Source organism: Burkholderia aenigmatica (assembly GCF_048627025.1).
Classification (GTDB): domain Bacteria; phylum Pseudomonadota; class Gammaproteobacteria; order Burkholderiales; family Burkholderiaceae; genus Burkholderia; species Burkholderia aenigmatica.
The window spans coordinates 112,164-129,646 of record NZ_CP184470.1 but is presented as its reverse complement, the minus strand read 5'-3'; the positions used below and the strand labels follow the sequence as shown (position 1 = coordinate 129,646).

Annotated in this window: 14 protein-coding genes; 4 read left to right on the top strand and 10 right to left on the bottom strand. The window is 65.0% G+C overall.

What is annotated here, in order from left to right:
• Positions 1-209 precede the first annotated feature (209 nt).
• The gene (locus ACN8ZM_RS32955) at positions 210-1,637 is read right to left on the bottom strand and encodes an MFS transporter (RefSeq protein ID WP_089454476.1); all 1,428 of its coding nucleotides are present in this window, start codon (positions 1,635-1,637) and stop codon (positions 210-212) included.
• A gap of 346 nt (positions 1,638-1,983) precedes the next feature.
• Here ACN8ZM_RS32955 and ACN8ZM_RS32950 point away from each other — a divergent pair, with 346 nt between their 5' ends.
• Genes ACN8ZM_RS32950 through ACN8ZM_RS32940 form a run of 3 tightly spaced genes read left to right on the top strand, consistent with a single transcriptional unit; the run spans position 1,984 to position 4,666 of the window.
• Positions 1,984-2,976, top strand: coding sequence for an aliphatic sulfonate ABC transporter substrate-binding protein (locus ACN8ZM_RS32950; protein WP_420213082.1), 993 nt, complete (start codon positions 1,984-1,986; stop codon positions 2,974-2,976).
• A gap of 11 nt (positions 2,977-2,987) precedes the next feature.
• Positions 2,988-3,839, top strand: coding sequence for an ABC transporter permease (locus ACN8ZM_RS32945; protein WP_420213081.1), 852 nt, complete (start codon positions 2,988-2,990; stop codon positions 3,837-3,839).
• Positions 3,836-4,666, top strand: coding sequence for an ABC transporter ATP-binding protein (locus tag ACN8ZM_RS32940; protein ID WP_420213080.1), 831 nt, complete (start codon positions 3,836-3,838; stop codon positions 4,664-4,666). Before ACN8ZM_RS32945 ends, ACN8ZM_RS32940 begins: the two co-directional genes overlap by 4 nt.
• 182 nt (positions 4,667-4,848) lie before the next feature.
• Here the strand turns inward: ACN8ZM_RS32940 and ACN8ZM_RS32935 are convergent, their stop codons facing one another.
• The 3 genes from ACN8ZM_RS32935 to ACN8ZM_RS32925 form a co-directional block, all read right to left on the bottom strand.
• Positions 4,849-5,379: an OsmC family protein gene (locus ACN8ZM_RS32935; RefSeq protein ID WP_175020762.1), complete on the bottom strand. Its 531-nt coding sequence runs from the start codon at positions 5,377-5,379 to the stop codon at positions 4,849-4,851.
• 481 nt (positions 5,380-5,860) lie between these two features.
• Complete coding sequence (locus ACN8ZM_RS32930) at positions 5,861-7,426, bottom strand: methyl-accepting chemotaxis protein (protein ID WP_420213079.1); 1,566 nt, start codon at positions 7,424-7,426, stop codon at positions 5,861-5,863.
• 700 nt (positions 7,427-8,126) lie between these two features.
• Positions 8,127-9,527 carry a DHA2 family efflux MFS transporter permease subunit gene (locus tag ACN8ZM_RS32925; protein WP_420213078.1) on the bottom strand — a complete coding sequence of 467 codons (1,401 nt, stop codon included), beginning with the start codon at positions 9,525-9,527 and terminating at the stop codon, positions 8,127-8,129.
• 128 nt (positions 9,528-9,655) lie between these two features.
• On the opposite strand from ACN8ZM_RS32925, the gene ACN8ZM_RS32920 reads away from it, so the two are divergent.
• On the top strand, positions 9,656-10,579 hold the full coding sequence (locus tag ACN8ZM_RS32920; protein ID WP_420213077.1) for a LysR substrate-binding domain-containing protein: 924 nt from the start codon (positions 9,656-9,658) through the stop codon (positions 10,577-10,579).
• A gap of 115 nt (positions 10,580-10,694) precedes the next feature.
• Here ACN8ZM_RS32920 and ACN8ZM_RS32915 read toward each other — a convergent pair whose 3' ends face one another.
• The 6 genes from ACN8ZM_RS32915 to ACN8ZM_RS32890 all read right to left on the bottom strand — a co-directional run bounded on the left by ACN8ZM_RS32915 (position 10,695) and on the right by ACN8ZM_RS32890 (position 17,459).
• Positions 10,695-12,692: a sigma-54 interaction domain-containing protein gene (locus ACN8ZM_RS32915; protein ID WP_420213076.1), complete on the bottom strand. Its 1,998-nt coding sequence runs from the start codon at positions 12,690-12,692 to the stop codon at positions 10,695-10,697.
• 115 nt (positions 12,693-12,807) lie between these two features.
• Complete coding sequence (locus tag ACN8ZM_RS32910) at positions 12,808-13,224, bottom strand: thioesterase family protein (RefSeq protein ID WP_420213075.1); 417 nt, start codon at positions 13,222-13,224, stop codon at positions 12,808-12,810.
• A gap of 275 nt (positions 13,225-13,499) precedes the next feature.
• Positions 13,500-14,639, bottom strand: coding sequence for a branched-chain amino acid ABC transporter substrate-binding protein (locus ACN8ZM_RS32905; RefSeq protein ID WP_089454484.1), 1,140 nt, complete (start codon positions 14,637-14,639; stop codon positions 13,500-13,502).
• Positions 14,636-15,355, bottom strand: a complete 720-nt coding sequence (locus ACN8ZM_RS32900; protein WP_043184250.1) for an HAD family hydrolase — start codon at positions 15,353-15,355, stop codon at positions 14,636-14,638. The genes ACN8ZM_RS32905 and ACN8ZM_RS32900 overlap by 4 nt, the downstream gene beginning before the upstream one ends.
• A gap of 2 nt (positions 15,356-15,357) precedes the next feature.
• Positions 15,358-16,116 (bottom strand): enoyl-CoA hydratase/isomerase family protein, encoded by a 759-nt coding sequence (locus tag ACN8ZM_RS32895; RefSeq protein WP_205821390.1) that lies wholly within the window; start codon positions 16,114-16,116, stop codon positions 15,358-15,360.
• On the bottom strand, positions 16,116-17,459 hold the full coding sequence (locus tag ACN8ZM_RS32890) for a phenylacetate--CoA ligase family protein (protein ID WP_420213074.1): 1,344 nt from the start codon (positions 17,457-17,459) through the stop codon (positions 16,116-16,118). Before ACN8ZM_RS32890 ends, ACN8ZM_RS32895 begins: the two co-directional genes overlap by 1 nt.
• Positions 17,460-17,483: the final 24 nt, after the last annotated feature.

Genomic DNA, 17,483 nt, shown 5'->3' with positions numbered 1-17,483 from the left:
CGATGAGCAGCAACCGGTGTGTCGGGCCGCTCGCCCGACTCACCGCCTGATCGCCCCTTCCCGTCGCTAGAAGCCCGGTGCCGCGCCGATGCGCGTTCTGCTTCCGCACTCGCTCATCGAACGGGTGAACACTGTGATTGCACCAACGACGACGCGCGCACTCGAGAATGCACGCGCCCTTTCCGGACTAGACACGATGTCGACCGCGCTCACACACCACCGTCGTCGTCGATATCGCGCGCCGTCGGCTCGTAGCGCACGATCAGCAGGAACACGATCGGCGTAGCGGCACTGATTGCGACGACCCAGAACATGTCCGTGCCGAGCCGCGCCTGTAGGATCGGCAGCACGAACAGCGCCAGCGCTTGACCGATGCCGCACAGCGAACGCCCGAAGCCGACGCCGGTGCCACGAATCGTTGCCGGATACGACAGCGTCGGATAGATCATCATCTGCGCGCCGGGCCCGAACCCTTCGGCGAACAACCACGTACCGAGCATCAACAGCACGAAGCCGATCGCGAGTGCGCCGTGCGGATGCCCGGCCAGCGCGAGCGCCACGAGCGCGACGAACTGAAGCGCGAAACCGGCGATCGCGACATGACGCGAAGCATGGCGATGGGCCAGGCGCATGCCCAGCAAGCCGCCGGTGAACGCAAACAGCACGTTCAGCGCCAGCGACGCCGCGATCGTTTCGAATACGCCCGCGCCGAGAAACTGCGACAGGATCGACGGCAGGAAGAAAGCGATCGCCGTGTACTCGAACGGAATGCACAGGTTCATCACGCTGGCGACGATCGTCCGCCCCAGGTACGGACGCTGGAACAGCACGCGAATGCGCACGGGCGGCTGGCTCGGCGCGCGCGGGGCATCCTCCGCTTCGTGCGCATGAATCCCGTACGACTCGCGCAGAATCCTCGCGGCATTGGCCAGGTCGCCCTGGTTTGCTGCCCACAGCGGCGATTCGTTCATGAAGCGGTTCCTGAACAGGATGATGACGAGGGCGGGCACCGCGCCGAAGATCAGCGATGCGCGCCAAAGCCATCCCGCATGCTCCGCAGGCAACAGGAAATACAGTCCGAAGATCAGCAGGAAGCAGACCGAGGACGCCACGTACCACATCGGGCACCACGCCGCGAGCCGCGACGCCTTGTTGCCGCGACCGTCGAACTTCGAGAATTCCGCGAGAAACGCCATCGCGACGGGCAGGTCGATGCCAACCCCGAGCCCCATCACGAAGCGCGCACCGATCAGCACCCAGACGTTCGGCGCGAGCCCGGCCGCGATCGCCGCGACCACGAAAAACAGCATGTCGGCCATGAACACCTGATAGCGGCCGATCCTGTCGGTCAGCCATCCGCCGATCAGGCTGCCGAAGATCGTGCCGATCATGATCGCGGACCCGACCAGCCCGGTCAGCGCGGGCGTCAGACCGAACTCGCGGGCCACGTCGTCGATCCCGTAGGACAGCGTCGTCAGATCATATGCATCGAGAAACACGCCGCCGAGCGCCAGCAGCACGATCATCCGGGCATGGCTGACCGAGCTGTCCACGGTGTTGATCAGGCGCGCGACGTCGCTTGCCGAGCGGATGGGCGACGACACCGGGGGGACCGCGTTCAGATCGATCGAACTCATCGCATTCCTTAGTTTTTTGCCGAGTTGTCGGCAATGTCTACATGAAGCCGCCAACCGGACGTGCTCATTCGTGACCCGCGAGAATTCGCTGCGACCGCGATCCTCCCGACACGCGATACCGTCACGTTCCGGCAGCACGCATTCTGTTCTCCCGGTCCCGTTATCCCAAGCGATATAAATCGATAAATTAATCGGCCCGCGTCATAAAGTTGCTCGCCGCGTGCGCTTAGCAGCAACGCACATGTTCAATTGCGGATTTCTTCGTTCGTGGATCGCCGCTGCTTCGTTACATTAGCCGGTCACCCTGCCTGTTCGCGGCACCTTGCCGCCCTTCCGGAGAATCCCGATGAAGCTGTCCTGGTCCCGCGCATGGCAAGCCGCGGCCCTCGTCGTTGCCGCGTTCGCCAGCCTCGTCTCGGTGCACGCCCGCGCAGCGACGCCCGCCGAAATCCGCGTCGACTACGCGTACTACTCGCCGGAGAGCCTGGTGATCCGCCACTTTGGCTGGCTCGAAGACGAATTCAAGGCCGACCGCACGTCGATCCGCTGGGTGCTGAGCCTGGGCAGCAATCGCGCACTCGAATACCTGAACAGCGGGGCGGTCGATTTCGGTTCCGCCGCGGGTCTCGCGTCGGTGCTCGCGCGTGCGAACGGCAACCCGATCCATACGGTCTACGTGTTCTCCCGCCCTGAATGGACCGCGCTCGTGGTCCGCAAGGATTCGCCGATCCGCTCGCTCGCGGACCTGAAGGGCAAGAAAATCGCCGCGACGCGCGGCACCGATCCGTTCCTGTTCACGCTACGCGCGCTGCATACGGTCGGCCTGACCCGCGACGACGTCGAGATCGTCAACCTGCAGCATCCCGACGGGCGCACCGCACTCGCGAACGGCCAGGTCGATGCGTGGGCCGGCCTCGATCCGCACATGGCCGCGGCGCAGGTCGACGACGGCGCTCGCCTGCTCTATCGCAACGTTGCGTTCAACACCTATGGTTTCCTGAACGTCCGCGACGCGTTCGCCAGCCAGTACCCGCAGGCGGTCACGCGTGTGCTGAAGGTCTACGACCGCGCGCGTCAGTGGATCGTCGCGCATCCGGCCGATACCGCGCAGATCCTCGCCGACGAATCGAAGGTATCGCTGCCGGTGGCGAAACTGCAGTTGCAACGCAACGACTTCAGCCATCCCGTTCCCGGCGATACGCAACGCGCGGCGCTGAAGGCCGCGGCGCCGGTCCTGACGGCCGAACAACTGACCAAGCCCGGCGTCGATCCCGCGAAGATCGTCGATGCGCTGATCGATCCGACGTTCGCGCGCCCGCTGGTCGACGCTGCGCGCTGAGACGACCGACCATGACCGACACCGCTGCCCGAGATACCGCACTCGCGCGTCGCCGCCCCGCTTCGCCACGCGCCGGCCGGCGCGATCCGCTTCGCCGATGGCGGATCGCGGGCCTCGCGCTGCCGTTCGCGGTGCTCGCGTTGCTGGAGGTCGTCGTGCGGCAGGGCTGGCTGCCGGATCATCTGGTCCCGGCGCCGAGCGAGATTCTCGACACGCTCGTCCACATGGGCATCACGCGCGTGGCACGCCATGTCGGCGCGAGTACGCTGCGGGTCGCGGCGGGCTTTGCCGCCGGCGCCACACTCGCGCTCGTCGTCGGCGCGGCGATGGGCCTGAGCCGCCGGCTCGACGCGCTGCTCGAGCCGACGTTCCAGGCGCTGCGCGCGATTCCGTCGCTCGCGTGGGTGCCGGTGCTGTTGCTGTGGCTCGGCATCGATGAAGCGCCGAAGATCACGTTGATCGCGATCGGCGCCTTCTTCCCGGTCCACCTCGCGGTGGTCGCCGGTATTCGCGACGTCGACCGCAAGCTCGTCGAGCTTGGCGCGGTGTACCGGCTCGGCCCGCTCGCGCTGTTCCGGCGCATCCTGCTGCCGGCCGCGCTGCCGCAGATCGTCACCGGCTTGCGCACCGGCCTCAGTCTCGCGTGGATGTTCATGGTCGCTGCGGAGCTGATCGCGGCCACGCGCGGCCTCGGCTTCCTGTTGAGCGACGGCCGGGAAACCGGGCGCCCCGATCTCGTGTTCGGTGCAATCCTGTTGCTGGCGTTGCTCGGCAAGCTGACCGACGGCGCGATGGCCCGCATCGAGTCGCACTGGCTCGGTTGGCGCGACGCGTTCGACCACTCAAGCAAGGTGTCGACATGAGCACGCCCCCTTCCGCGCACACGACGGCGGGCGCCGCTACCCCGCTGCTCGACCTGCGCATCGTTCGCAAGCTCTACGGCGATCGCACGATCCTCGCCGACGTTCCGTTGCAGGTCGCGCGCGGCGAGATCGTCTGCGTGGTCGGCCCGAGCGGTTGCGGGAAAAGCACGCTGCTGCGGATCGTCGCCGGGCTCGACACGGATTTCCGCGGCAGCGTGACGGTAGGTGGCATCGCGCTCGACGGCCCGTCCCCGCGCGTCGGCGTGATCTTTCAGGAGCCGCGGCTGCTGCCGTGGCTATCGATCGCGGACAACGTCGGCTTTGCGGCCGGCCCGCGCGGCGGCCGCGAGCCGGCCGTCGCCCGGCTGCTCGACGAAGTCGGCCTGGCCGGCGTCGCCCGGCAACTTCCGGCCACGTTGTCGGGCGGGATGGCCCAGCGTGCGGCGATCGCGCGTGGGCTGTTCGGCGAGCCCGACCTGCTGCTGCTCGACGAACCGTTCAGCGCGGTCGATGCGATGACCCGGATGCGGTTGCAGACGCTGCTGCTCGATGTCGTGGCCCGGCATCGGATGGCCGCGATCGTCGTCACGCACGATCTGGACGAAGCACTGTATCTGGGCGATCGCGTGCTGATGCTCGCACCCAACCCGGGCCGTATCGACGACACGATCCACGTCGAGGTCGCCCGGCCGCGCGATCGGCGCGACCCGACGCTGGCCGTGCTGCGCGCGCGGCTGCTGGATGCGTTTCAGCATTTTCAGGATCGTGCCGACGACGCGAAGCGCCAGCCGCGTGGCTATCCCACCTCCGGAATCCGCGCCGGCTGATTCGTCACCGGCGTCTCCCGGCCCCGATCCGGCACGTGGTCGGCGCCGGGACGACGCATCCGCCGTGTCGTACCAGTGTGACAAGCATCTCCGTCACATCGAGGCCCCAACAGGGTGCGCGGGAATCGCGCGTGCCCGCTCACGCCGCAGCGACGTGACATGCTGCAACGCACCGGGGCACTTCAAACGTGCGTATGCCGCAACTCGCCGTCGATCGTCTGCGGCAGTCTCAACAGGTTGAAGATCGGGCACACGGCCTCGACCGCCTGATGAAGTGCGCGAATCGACTCCGGCGGTTCGGGCGACACGATATCGAGCGTATAGCGCAGGTTGTGCGGGAACACCGGCACATGCTCGAAACCCGGTTGCTGCGCGAGCGGATGCTGGTCGCCGGTCACTTCGACCTCGATCGAGTCGATCTTCAGCCCGCGCTCCGCGGCCTGAATCAACGTGATGTGCGTCAGGCAGCTGCCCAGCACGCCGAGCTGCAACTCCGGCGACGCCGGCCCGAGGTTGTAGCCCGCGAAATCAGGCGGACTGTCGCTGATCACCTGGAAATCGCGAATGCGGATCTCCCGCACGCCGCTGCGGCCCAGCGCGCGCACGTTTGCTTTCAGCGGGGTCGCCTTGAAATCCGGATTGCTGCGGGCGGCGTCCTTTTTCGCGAGCCAGGCGTCGCGCTTCTGTTCGAGATAGTCGTTCAGTGTCGTCATGGTCGGGCCGGTACGGTCGCAATGATTGGCCGCGCATGCGGTGGCCAAGGGAGAGGGGGTTTGATGCTATTCCCTTCCGCGACAGCCACGAAACGATCTTTTCAGCAAAGCAATTCGCGGCGCGCGATGTCGCATGGCGACGTGCCATTTCAGGGACCGTCGGCGGCCCTTCACACCCCCTCGAGTTATCCACAATTTCCGTGCATAACCCTGTGGAGAACCTTGGCGCGATTGCGCTGCCGCCCTTGCCGACAAGCGCCGCGGCGACGCCGTCGCCGCCTCGCGGGCACTGCACGCCAACCACTTCGCACCGGGCTCGACGATCGTCCGCGTGTCACCCTTCACCGGACTGGTGCATGGTTTGCATCGATACAGGCAATCGGGATGTCCGCACCCGAAATGCGCCGCTTCGACGACGGCCACATCTCGTGGGCCGCGCGCCCGGCTCGACGATCCGGCTCCGATCACCCGCATCCGTGCATCACGCAACCGCCTCGTCACGCAAACGGAACTGCGCGACCGCCGCGCTGAGCCGCGCGCCTTGTTCGTCGAGCGACAGCGCCGCGGCCGCGGCTTCCTCGACCAGCGCGGCATTGCGCTGCATCGTCTGCTCCATCTGGATGACCGCCGTGTTCACCTGCTCGATGCCCGACGATTGCTCTTCGAACGCATGGCTGGTTTCGCTCATGATCGTATTGACGCGCTCGACCGCCGCGACGAGTTCGGCCATTGCCGAGCCAGCCAGTGTGACGAGGCCGCTGCCGTCTTCGACACGCCGCGCGGAATTGCCGATCAGCTCGCGGATTTCCTTCGCCGCCGACGCGCAGCGCTGCGCGAGCCCGCGCACCTCGGTCGCGACGACCGCGAAGCCGCGCCCCTGCTCGCCTGCGCGCGCGGCTTCGACGGCCGCGTTCAAGGCAAGGATGTTGGTCTGGAACGCGATGCTCTCGATCACGCCGACGATCCCGGAGATCCGCGCGGAGCTGTGCGAAATCGCCGACATCGTCTCGACGACGCGCTGCATCGCTTCCCCTCCGCGCGACGCAATGCCCGCCGCACCTTCGACGTAGGTACGGGCATCGCGCGCGTTGTCCGCGTTCTGGCGCACGGCCGCCGTCAGTTGCTCGACGCTCGCCGCCGCCTGTTGCAGCGACACGGCCTGCTGCTCGGTACGCTCGGACAGGTCGACGTTGCCGCTCGCGATCGTGCGAACGTCACCGACGATCGTCTCCGTGCTCGCGCGCACCTGGTTCACGGTGCCGACGAGGCCGTCCTGCATCCGCTTCAACGCATGCAGCAGATAGGCCATCTCGTTCTCGCCGGGCACGACGACCGTTCCGGTCAGGTCGCCTCTCGAGATTTTCTCGAACTGGTCGACCGCGAGCTTGATCGGTTCGATGATCGCCTTCGCGAGCATGCGCTGCGCAAAGAAGCCGACGACGAGTGCGAAGACCGCCACCGCCGCCATCCCCCACACGATTCGGTGGAAATGAACCCCGGCCGCATCGTAGCGCGCCTTTTCGCGGGCCACCTGGAACGATTCGAGCGCATCGATCGCCTCCTGGTAGGCCGCGAACAGCGCGGCCGGCGCGGTACGCTGCGTATCGAGGAAGCCGAAACCGTCATCGCCGTCGAGTTGCGACAGCGCCTTCAGGAACACGCTGTCAAGCAACGCCCGACGGCGATTCTGCAGCGTGTCGAACAGCGCCTGCTCGTCGGCGCTGCGCGCGTGCAGGCCCGCATAGGCGTCCAGTTCGTCGTTGCTCTGCTTGAGGAGCGTGCGGAGTTTCGCGATCTCCTCCTTGCCCGAGTGGCCGGCGCTGATGATCTGCGCGACGTCGCTCATGCGTTCGCGCAGCACGAGCATCCGCTCCGAACTGGTCTTCAGGTGCAGCAGCGACGCGGTGTCGTCGCGGTACATCGCCTCGAGCGAACCGTTGCTCGTATAGAGGGCCGCGATGCACGCGCCGACCACCAGGACGAGCAGCACGGTATAGCCGGCGATGGTCGCGACGAGACCACCACGGATAGTGAGTTGTTTTCGCATGACGTTCCCTTGCGCCGGCCGTGCATGGCCAGCGGCGGATGTGGATTCCGGATCACGAAGGACGCGCGCCGCGTCGCAATACGTGGCGCATGGGCTGCGAACGGGTTAACGGCGGGAGAAACGGCAGGGTTTTATCTGCACGCGACGCGAATCTTGACGATTGCGACAGAGGAAGGAGGCGCGTCGTGCCAGCAGGCGACGGTCTGCGGTCGGCGCGCCTTGAATGGGCTTCGTCGATCGAGGGGTCGTGCGGGTACGCGGCGCGCCGTCGCGTCGCCGACTGAAAGCCGTCGCACACGCTGGACACGTAGTTGACCGAATTGTTGATGCGTCACGTCCCGTTGATATGGTCGTAGTCGGCCGGATGCGTGGTGAGACTATCGATCGTGAAACACGAGTCTGCGTTCGCACCGACGGCACCAATTGTGCGATTGTCCGCCAACCTGCCCAAGGGAGTGCCCCTTGGGTTGGCGTGCACGGCACGAGATGCGTCGCGCGTGAAAGCGATGATTGCCGCCGTGGGCTCGTGCCGCTGTTCCGCTTCGATGGAGACCCGCGGGTCTACTGGCACCGCGATCGGTCTGCCATACCTGTTGGCTGGCGGCAGGTCTTGCCTGCCGTTGGCGGCCACGCAGCGGTTCCCCGCGACGCAGGAGACGTGCCCCAACGCGATGCCCCGCCGCACACCGGGCGACAGCCCTCAAGCATTCGAGGCCGCACGGGCGGGATGCACATGCAACGCGCGGCGGCCCAGCGCCAGCACGGCCAGCGCCCCCACGCAGACCAGTGCCAGCAACAGCATGACCCCACGGTAGCCGGCGACAAAGCCGCCACCGTGCTCTGCGGCGAGCCGGTACAGCACGGTTGCGGCGGCCAGTCCAACCGAGCCGCCCACGTTGTGCACGGTCGTCGCCATGCCCAGCGCGGTGCCGGCCAGGTTTTCGGGCAGTGCCGACAGCGCAGCCGCCATCGACGGCCCCAGCACGCAGCCCCAGCCGATGCCCATGCAGGCGAACGCGGCCAACACCCACGGCCAGCCCGTCGTCGCGGTAAAGGCCGACTGCATCAGGGCCGATAGCAGCAGCGCGGCAAAGCCGGCCATCATCACCGGCCCGGTGCCGAACCGGTCGCTGCCGCGGCCGGCCAATGGCGCGATCAGCGCCATCACGGCCGTCGTGGGCAACAACAACCAGCCCGTCGCGGCGCTGTCCTGGCCGCGTAACTCGCCCAGGTAGAGCGGCATCAGGAAGAAAGCGGCGCAGTAGAAGAACGCCAGCGCCGCCGTCGCGCAGGCCGCGACTGCAAAGCGCGCCTGCGCGAACAGCGCCAGCCGCAGCAGCGGCACCGGCGCACGCCGCTCGACCCACGCCAGCACGCAGGTCAGCGCGCTGCCGAGCGCCAGCAGCCCCAAGGTCGCGGGCGATCCCCAGCCCCAGTCGGCGCCGTGTATCAACGCGGTCAGCCAGGACGGCAACACCGCCAGCAGCAACGCGATGCCGAGCCAGTCGAAGCGTGTTCGCACGGGCATCGCCGGGCCCGCCTGCAACCGCCTCAGGCACAGCGCAAAGCTGATCACGATCAGCGGCACGTTGACCAGGAAGATCCAGCGCCAGCCCAGCGCGTCCACCAGCACGCCACCCAGGACCGGGCCGATGGCCAGGCCCAGACCATTGACGCTGAACAGGAGGCCCAGCGCCTTGCCGCGCTCCTGCTCGGGAAACATCTCCGCCACCAGCGCCGCCGACGCCGTGTACAGCCCGGCGCAGGCCATGCCTTGCACCGCCCGCCATGCCACCAGCGCAGTCAGGTCCGAGGCCAGCCCGGCGCCCAGCGAGGTGACCCCGAACGACGCCATGCTGATGGTCATCGCGCGGCGGCGGCCATGACGGTCGGCCAGTTGCCCCACCGCGATGGTGCAACTGGACAGGGCCATGACGAAGGCGCTGATGACCCATTGCACCTGGTCGATTTCCGCGTGAAAAGCCGACTGGATGGCGGGGATCGCGGTATTGACGATGGTGAAGTCGATGCAGCCCAGGAAGCTGGCGATGGCAATGCCAGCCAGGGCCAGCCAGCGTTGCCGGCTTGACGAGCGAGACATGGAAAAGCACTCCTGAAAGAGCACGGCCAGACAGCGCGTGCAGATAGGCAGGACATGCTAATCAATAAATCAGAGATTGAATTGATACACTCAATAGCAAGATTAAAGACTTTAACTATCAAATAGCCATGCAGCTTTCCGATCGTTTCCAGGGCATCCTCGCCTTCATCCAGGCCGTGGAGTGCGGCAGTTTCAGTGTGGCCTCGCGCCAGATGGGCATGTCGCCCTCCAGTGTCGGCAAGTCCGTGGCGCGCCTGGAGCAGCGCCTCGGCGTGCGACTGTTCCTGCGCACCACGCGGCGCATGTCGCTGACCGATGAGGGCGTCGCCTTCCACGAAAGCTGCCTGCGCGCCCTGGCCGAGCTGGATCAGGCCGAGTCGGTGCTGACCGAGCGACGCCTGCTGCCTTCGGGCCGGGTGCGGATCGCGCTGCCGACGCTGTTTGGGCGCGAGCGTGTCCTGCCGATTCTCATGGGGCTGGCCGAACGCTACCCGGCACTCGACCTCGACGTGCAATTCTCCAGCCGGGCCGCCGATCTGGTTGAGGAAAACTTCGACCTCGCGGTACGCATTGGCCAGCTCGACGACAGCGCATCGCACGTCGCTCGCCCGTTGGGCGAACAGACGCTGCGGCTGTGCGCCGCCCCGGACTACCTGGCGCAGCGCGGCACGCCCCGCACCCTGGACGACCTGCGCGATCACGACTGCATCGCCCGTTTGCGCAACGGCACGGAAGAAGTCTGGCAGTTTGCGGGCGAGGCGGGCCAAGTGGGCCAGGCGCGCCACCTGCCGCGACTGGCGCGCCTGCGCCTGAGCGACTTGGCGGCGGTGAAGGATGCCGCGCTGGCAGGCCGGGGGCTGGCGCAGTTGCCCGGCTGGTTTGCCGAGCGCGACATCCGGGCGGGACGGCTGACCGTCGTCCTGCCCGATGCGCAGCCGGCGCCGCTACCCATTCATGTGCTGTGGTCCAGGACCACGCGGATGACCGCGCGCCTGCGCGTCACCATCGACGCGCTGACGGCACATGCGTCGCAGGAAGCCGCGCCCGGTTGATCGCCGGCGCTGCCCGGGCTGTTACCACGACGTCAATGTCGGAGGCAGGAAGATCGAACCTCGCGCGGCGGACAGAAATGACTCGCGCCGTCGGGTCGGCAGTCACCCCACCTGGCTAATGCAATGGCCGCTCGAGCTTGATGTTGTATCGCTTCACTTTCGCATACAGCGCCGGCTTCGATATTTCGAGGATGGCGGCACACCGCGTGACATTGAACCGACACGCGGCAAGCGCTTCACTGATGGCGTTTCGCTCGACGTCCTTCAGCGATTGGACGACCTGATCGCCTCGTCTGCCCTGCGCGTCCGGCCTCTCGGGCGTCGACGCCGGTTCAGCGCCGCTGCCGACGACACGGGATGGACGCAATAGCGCCGACACGTCGTCGATGGTGCCTTCCTCGCTCAGGTTCACCGTTCGTTCGACGAGGTTCTCCAGTTCGCGCACGTTGCCGGGCCATGCGTATGCGTTCATCTGGTCAAGCGCCTTCTTGCTGAAACCAAAGATCTTCTTGTTGAGCAGCGCCGCGTACTTGCTCAGGAAAAAGTTCGCGGTCGCCGTGATGTCCGCCTTGCGCGATCTCAACGGAGGGATCGCGATCTCGATGACGTTGCAGCGATAGTACAGATCCTCTCTGAACTCCTTCGCTGCCACCATGGCCTCGAGGTCCCGGTTGCTCGCGCAGATGATTCTCACATCGATCGGAATTCCCTTGGTATCCCCGAGCCTTGTCACCTCCCGCTCCTGGAGCACGCGAAGGAGCTTGGCCTGGACATCGATGGGAAGCTCGGATATTTCGTCAAGGAAAACGGTCCCGCCATCGGCGGACTCGAATTTGCCCGGCCGCCCTTCTTTGGTCGCCCCGGTGAAACTGCCCGGTGCGTGTCCAAACAGCTCGCTTTCGATCAGGTCATGCGGAAGCGCAGCACAGTTGATCGCGATGAATGGTTCGGCCTGACGCGCGCTTGCGTTATGAATCGCCTGCGCGAAAACCTCCTTGCCCACCCCGCTTTCGCCGCTGAGCAGCAGGTTCGCCGCACCGCGTGCGGCTTTGCGGGCGGCGCTGACTGCATCCAGAAGGCTGTCGCTCTGCCCGACGATGCTCTCGAACGTATAGCGTGCGTAGTTGCCGGCATACTTGCCCGCGATGCTGCGCACGCGCTTGATCTCGCGGAACGTGTTGACGACGGACACCACCTGCCCGCAGCTGTTCTTGACCGGGATTGCCGTGTCGATCAGATGCAGATGGCGCGCAGGTGAGTCGATGATGAGCTCGCGGTCCACGTATCCCACGCCGGTTGTGAAGATCGGGGCGATGATGGGCTCGAAGTCGATCAGATCGCCGAGCGGCCGACCAATGCTGGTCGCCGGGTCAATCCCGAGAATGCGTCCTGCCACGGTGCTCGCATGTCGAACGACGCCGCCTTGACCGAGCACCATCAGGCCATCGCCAATGTGGTCGATGATTGCTCTCTGCTCCTCGACCAGCGTCTGGTGGGCGACGAGATCGAAGTAACTTCTCAGTGAGACGCTCAGGGTTATGCTGAGTAACGCGAGCAGATCATGCAGTGGCCGAGCGTCACTCGCGCGGGGTTTCAAGACGAAGAGATAGACCGTCGACGGCCCGGTCGAAACACGGGTGGCGGCGCAGTGAAGATCAGCCGCGCCGGCCGAAGGCACGTCGACCGTTACCGCGTCGCGTTCCTGAAGCGAATCCCTGGCAACGCTCAGCAAGCGCTCGAAATCCAGCGCCCCGACATCGACCCGACACACGCCTGGCAACGCTTTCGCATGGTCATCCTCAGGTTCGAGCGGGATCGCTTCATCGCTCAACGTAAGGACATAAGCGCCGAACCGATGCGCCGCGACGCATCGTGCATCGAGCCAGCTGGTTGTATCGATCGCTGACCGCAGGTCGCGCAATCGATCGGCCGCGCGGAGATTTCGCTCATTCATTAGCGTTCGCAGAACGGTGGCAGGCCCGGCCAGCTTACCAGCGGCATAAACTTTCATGTTGATCCCCGTACCCACCCCATGACCGACGCGCATGCCGCCGCCGGTCAACGCCGCGAACACGCGCCCCGCCTTTCCTGATACGAACGCTTTCGGGCTCACTCGGCTGGTCCTGCCGTGCGCTGACAAGCCCGTCGCCTATCCTGCCCACTGACGACAGTGATACAGGACCGCCTCGGGCTCCAGGAACCGACGAAGCCCCGAGCCATCACGGCGATCAGCGGCGCGACGCAGCCTTTTTCTCGATTGCCGCACGGTCGACGATCGCGCGCGCATGCGTGCCGCTTCCGACCTGGCCTTTCGAATCGCGCGCGATGATGTCGAATACGTACAGGTTCCCTTCCTGCCCCCGGAAGCTGGCCGTGGCGCTCACTTCAGCGCCGACCGGGGTGGGTGCCGAGTGCGTCAGTTGGGTCGTGACGCCGACCGACAGCTGATCGCCGTCGAGTTCGCCTCGCATGACTTCCGCGCATGCGCGCTCCATGAGCCCGAGCATCGCGGGCGTTGACATCACATCCGGGTACTGTTCATCCGAGTCGTTGCCGAAGGCCGAGGCCAGGTCTTGTACCCCCACCAGGCGCGTCAGGGTCGCCGTTGCTCCAGAGCTGATCATGTAATCTCCTTGTTTGGTCAAGCCAACGCTGCAATACCCATGCCAGGCTGATCGGCAGAGGGACGGTTCCGCCCAGCGGGTGTCGCAGGGCCGTGCTGGAAGGCCCGACACGAATCTTTCCGTTAAAAAAATTAACGCCCGTTTCGGTTGCTTATGCTTTGAGAAGTCGCTTCGCCGATCCGACGCGGCCCCGAAGGTGATGGCCCGGCACCCAAAAATGGGCCGTCTTGCGACGGCCCAAGCGCTACAAAGGCACCGACAGGAGACCGGCTTCGATACTGCGATACGTCGATTCGCTACTGCGCGGCGACAGGGGTCAGATTGCCGCCCAACAGCTTGTAGACGGTCACCGGCGCATCGACCCAGTCGCCCTGATCGTCGAACTTCACCGGCCCGAGCATGCTCGTGAACGATTGCTGGCGCATCACCTTCGAATACGCTTCGGGTGACGTCGAGTTCGCCCTTTGCATGGCGTCCGCTACGACCAGCGTTGCAGCGTAGAAGGCGGGCGCATAGGTATCCACGTTCGCGCCAAACGTGCTTTTGAATGTGCTCTGGAAGCGCTTGCCGTCGGGCAGGCTGTCGAGCGGCGCGCCGCCCTGCGCACAAAACATCTTGTTGTCGAGCGCGTTGTTCGACAGCTTGCTGAACTCCGGCGAACAGATGCCGTCGCCGCCCACCAGCACGGCATTGATGCCGAGATCCACCATCTGGCGTGCCAGCATCGCCGCTTGAGCGTAGTAGCCGCCGTAGAACACCACCTGCGGATTCCGCGCCTTGATGTGCGTCAGGATGCCCTTGAAGTCCGTCGTCTTGTCCGTGCTGTATTCACGGGCCACGACGGTCATTCCGTCCTTCTCCGCCGTCTTGACGAACACGTCCGCGACCCCGGCGCCGTAGGCGGTCCGATCGTCGACCACGGCCGCGCGCTTGAACTTCAATACGTTGGCTGCATAGTGCGCCATGCGGCCGCCCATGACATTGTCATTGGTCGCGAGGCGGTAGACGTAGGCAAATCCCAGCTTCGTCAGCTGTGGATTGGACGATGCACCCGTGATCATCACGACGTGCGCATCGTTGTAGATGCGCGCAGCCGGAATGCTGACCCCCGAGTTGTAGTGCCCGATGACAGCGGCCACGCCGTCGTCGACGAGCTTTTGCGCGACGTTGACACCAACCTTCGGGTCGCCCTGATCGTCGACGGACACCAGCTGAAACTTCACCGGCTGGCCCCCGATGACAAGCTTGCGGGCGTTCAGTTCGTTGATGGCCAGCTGCACGCCGCGTTCATCGTCCTTCCCGCTTTGTGCCGAACTTCCGGTAAGGGGGCCGGCCGCACCGATCTTGACGATAGTATCGGCACGCGCATACGACGCCATGCCAGTGGCATTCACACCGACGGCGACGACTGCAAACATCAAGGTAACGCGGTTCATTTCGATTCCCCTGAAGCATTGGACGGCAGCTGTTCCAGGACATCCCGAACGGGCGACAACGTCTTGAACTCGAAATCGGGGCGTGGCTGCCACGGGCCGAGCGTGTCCCCGGTGCGGTTGACCCATGCCACGTGCATGCCGAGCGGCTTCGCGCCATCGACATCCGCCCAGCTCGCGAGCGAGCAGTGCAACACGTTCGGCGCATCCAGCCCGAGGCGGTCCAGCGCCAGGCTGAAGATCAAGTGAGAAGGCTTGTAGGCCTTGGCCATTTCGGCGGTGGTGACATGCTCGAAGTAGCGCACCAGCTGACTTCGGCGCCACAGGTCGCTGTCCATGTTCGTGATCGGCATCAGCGGATATCGGGACCCTGCCCAGTCGAGAAACGCGACGGCATCCTCATGCGGCGGCGAAGACTCGACCAGATGCGTGAGCAGCACGTCCGTGAGCTTTTCGACGTTGTGACCGTCGAGCGCCTTCGGAAAGAGGGTATCGATGCATGCCGTCAAGGCGTCCTGTGCGACCGCCCGATAGCTCCGGTACGCGCCCCCTCGATAGGTCTGCACGTTGCGCATGTCCCAGTCGAGGTACACATCGAACACGGAACGGGGCGAGTCGACCCCGAGGATGCGCATGACTTCGGCGATACCTTCCATGCCACCTTTGTCGACATCCACCAGCGTGCCGAAATAGTCGAACGTCAATGCTTGAATATTCATGGTCATTTCCTCGTAGCAAACGCCTGGACGCGTCTGGCGGCCTCGGGGGTCGCAAACGCTGCAACGGTTGCGACCTGTTCCAGCTCGAGACTGCGGCTCAAATCAGTAGAAAGCTCCGTCGTCAGCAGGCGTTTCAGCCTCGATACCGAAAATGCCGAGCGTTCGGAAACGCGCGTCGCAAGTTCCCGTGCGGTTTCAAGGACCTTGTCCGGTTCGACGACCCGATTGACGAGGCCGAGCGAATACAACTGTTGGGCCGACTGACGCTCGCCCAGCAGCCAAAGCTCCATGGCGCGCTGATGGCCGACGCTTTGAGGCAGGAGTTGCGTCACCCCTCCCGTGACGAACTGCCCCCACGCCATTTCCGGAAAGAAGCACACCAGATCGTCCGAAGCCACGACCAGATCGCAATTGAGCAGCCACTCGAACCCGCCGCCGACGGCAAAGCCGTGCACGGCGCCGATCACGGGCTTGCCATTGAACATCAGATCGCGCGTGATCTGCTGGATGCGTTCGACGTGACTGCGGATACTCGCATCACTTTCCGTCTGCTTGCCAAATTCCTTGAGATCGTCGCCGGCACAGAATGCCCGACCTTCGCCCGTGAACACGATGACCTTGCACCCTTCATCGGCATTGACCTCGACCAATGCCTGATGGAGGTCGTCCAGCAAATCCCCGCTGATCGCGTTCAACCGCTCGGGGCGATCAAGCACGACCGTCGACACGGCTCCCGACTTCTCGACTCTTGCGTAGCGCATCACGCCTCCTTTTCGACCCAACGCGTTTTACCTTCGGTACGCGGGAAATGTTCGAACGGCACCATCGTGACTTCTGCCGTCGAACCGATCTTCGTGCGAATCGCGGCCTCGACCTGCTCCCTGGCCTGTGCCCAGCTGTCTGCCGGCAATCCCTGCGCCGCTTCCACCGCCATCGTGATCCGGTCGTACGGGCCGTCTCCCTTCAGGATGATCCTGAAGATGCCCGATGCCCATTGCGGCACCGATTCGACGGCAACGCGAACGGCACTCGGGAAGACATTGATGCCGCGTACGTTGAACATATCGTCGGTCCGGCCGGTGACCCGGAATCGCCACGCCGTCCGGCCGTCCGGCCCCCGGTCGACACCGGTCACGGTCACGACGTCTCGCGTCCTGTACCGAACGAGTGGCTGACATTCCTTCTGCAGGTGCGTACAGACGAGTTCTCCGACGGTCCCCTCCGCGATCGGGAGGCGTTCAAGCGTCGCGGGGTCGACGATCTCCGCAAACACCACGTCACTCGCGTGATACAGCAAATCGTGGGTCCAGTCGGTTTGACCACCCAGGATGCTCAGCACCTCCGACAGCCCGAAATTGGCATTACGCACCTTGAAGCCCCACTTCTCTTCCATTGCGTTTCGCAGGTCCGGATTGTCGAGCCCCGCCTCTCCACCAAACAGCCCCAACGTCAGTTTCAGATCGCGAGGACGCAGGCCGCCCGACTCACGCAGAATCTGTTCGATGAGGCCCGGATACGATGGGGTGCACGAAATCGCATTGATGCCGAGATTGACGATGGAATCGATCAGCACACGCGTGTTGCCGACACCGAAGGGCACGACCGTCGCGCCGGTCGCCTCGAGGATCGTGTGATCCGTAAAGCCCCCCGTCCACATGCAGTAGTTCAGGCAGTGAACCACCCGGTCCGTCGGGCGCAAACCGGCCGCCCACATCGAACGCGCACCGACGTGGGCGATCCGGCGGGCGTCGGAAGCACTGTTCGCAAGAATGAGCGGACGCCCGGTCGTCCCGGACGTGCGATGAAGGCGGGCAACGCTCGCCTCCCCGCATGCGACGTAGTCACCGAACGGGGATGCCGTCTCCTGGCTGACCCGAAGCTCATCCTTCTCGGTAAAGGGCAGGTCTTGAAGCGAGTCCAATGTCACTTCCCGGTCGATCCAGCGCGACAGCTTCGTGCGATAGAAGGACGACATGGAACGGACGTAGTCCCACTGGGTGGACCACAGTTTGTCCTGATGCTGGCGCACCTGGTCAAGCGGCAAGGTTTCGAATGCCTCGTCAAACAGCGCATTGCCTGGATTACTCGTCGACTCCACTTTCATGTCTTCCCTTCCTTTAGCATGTCG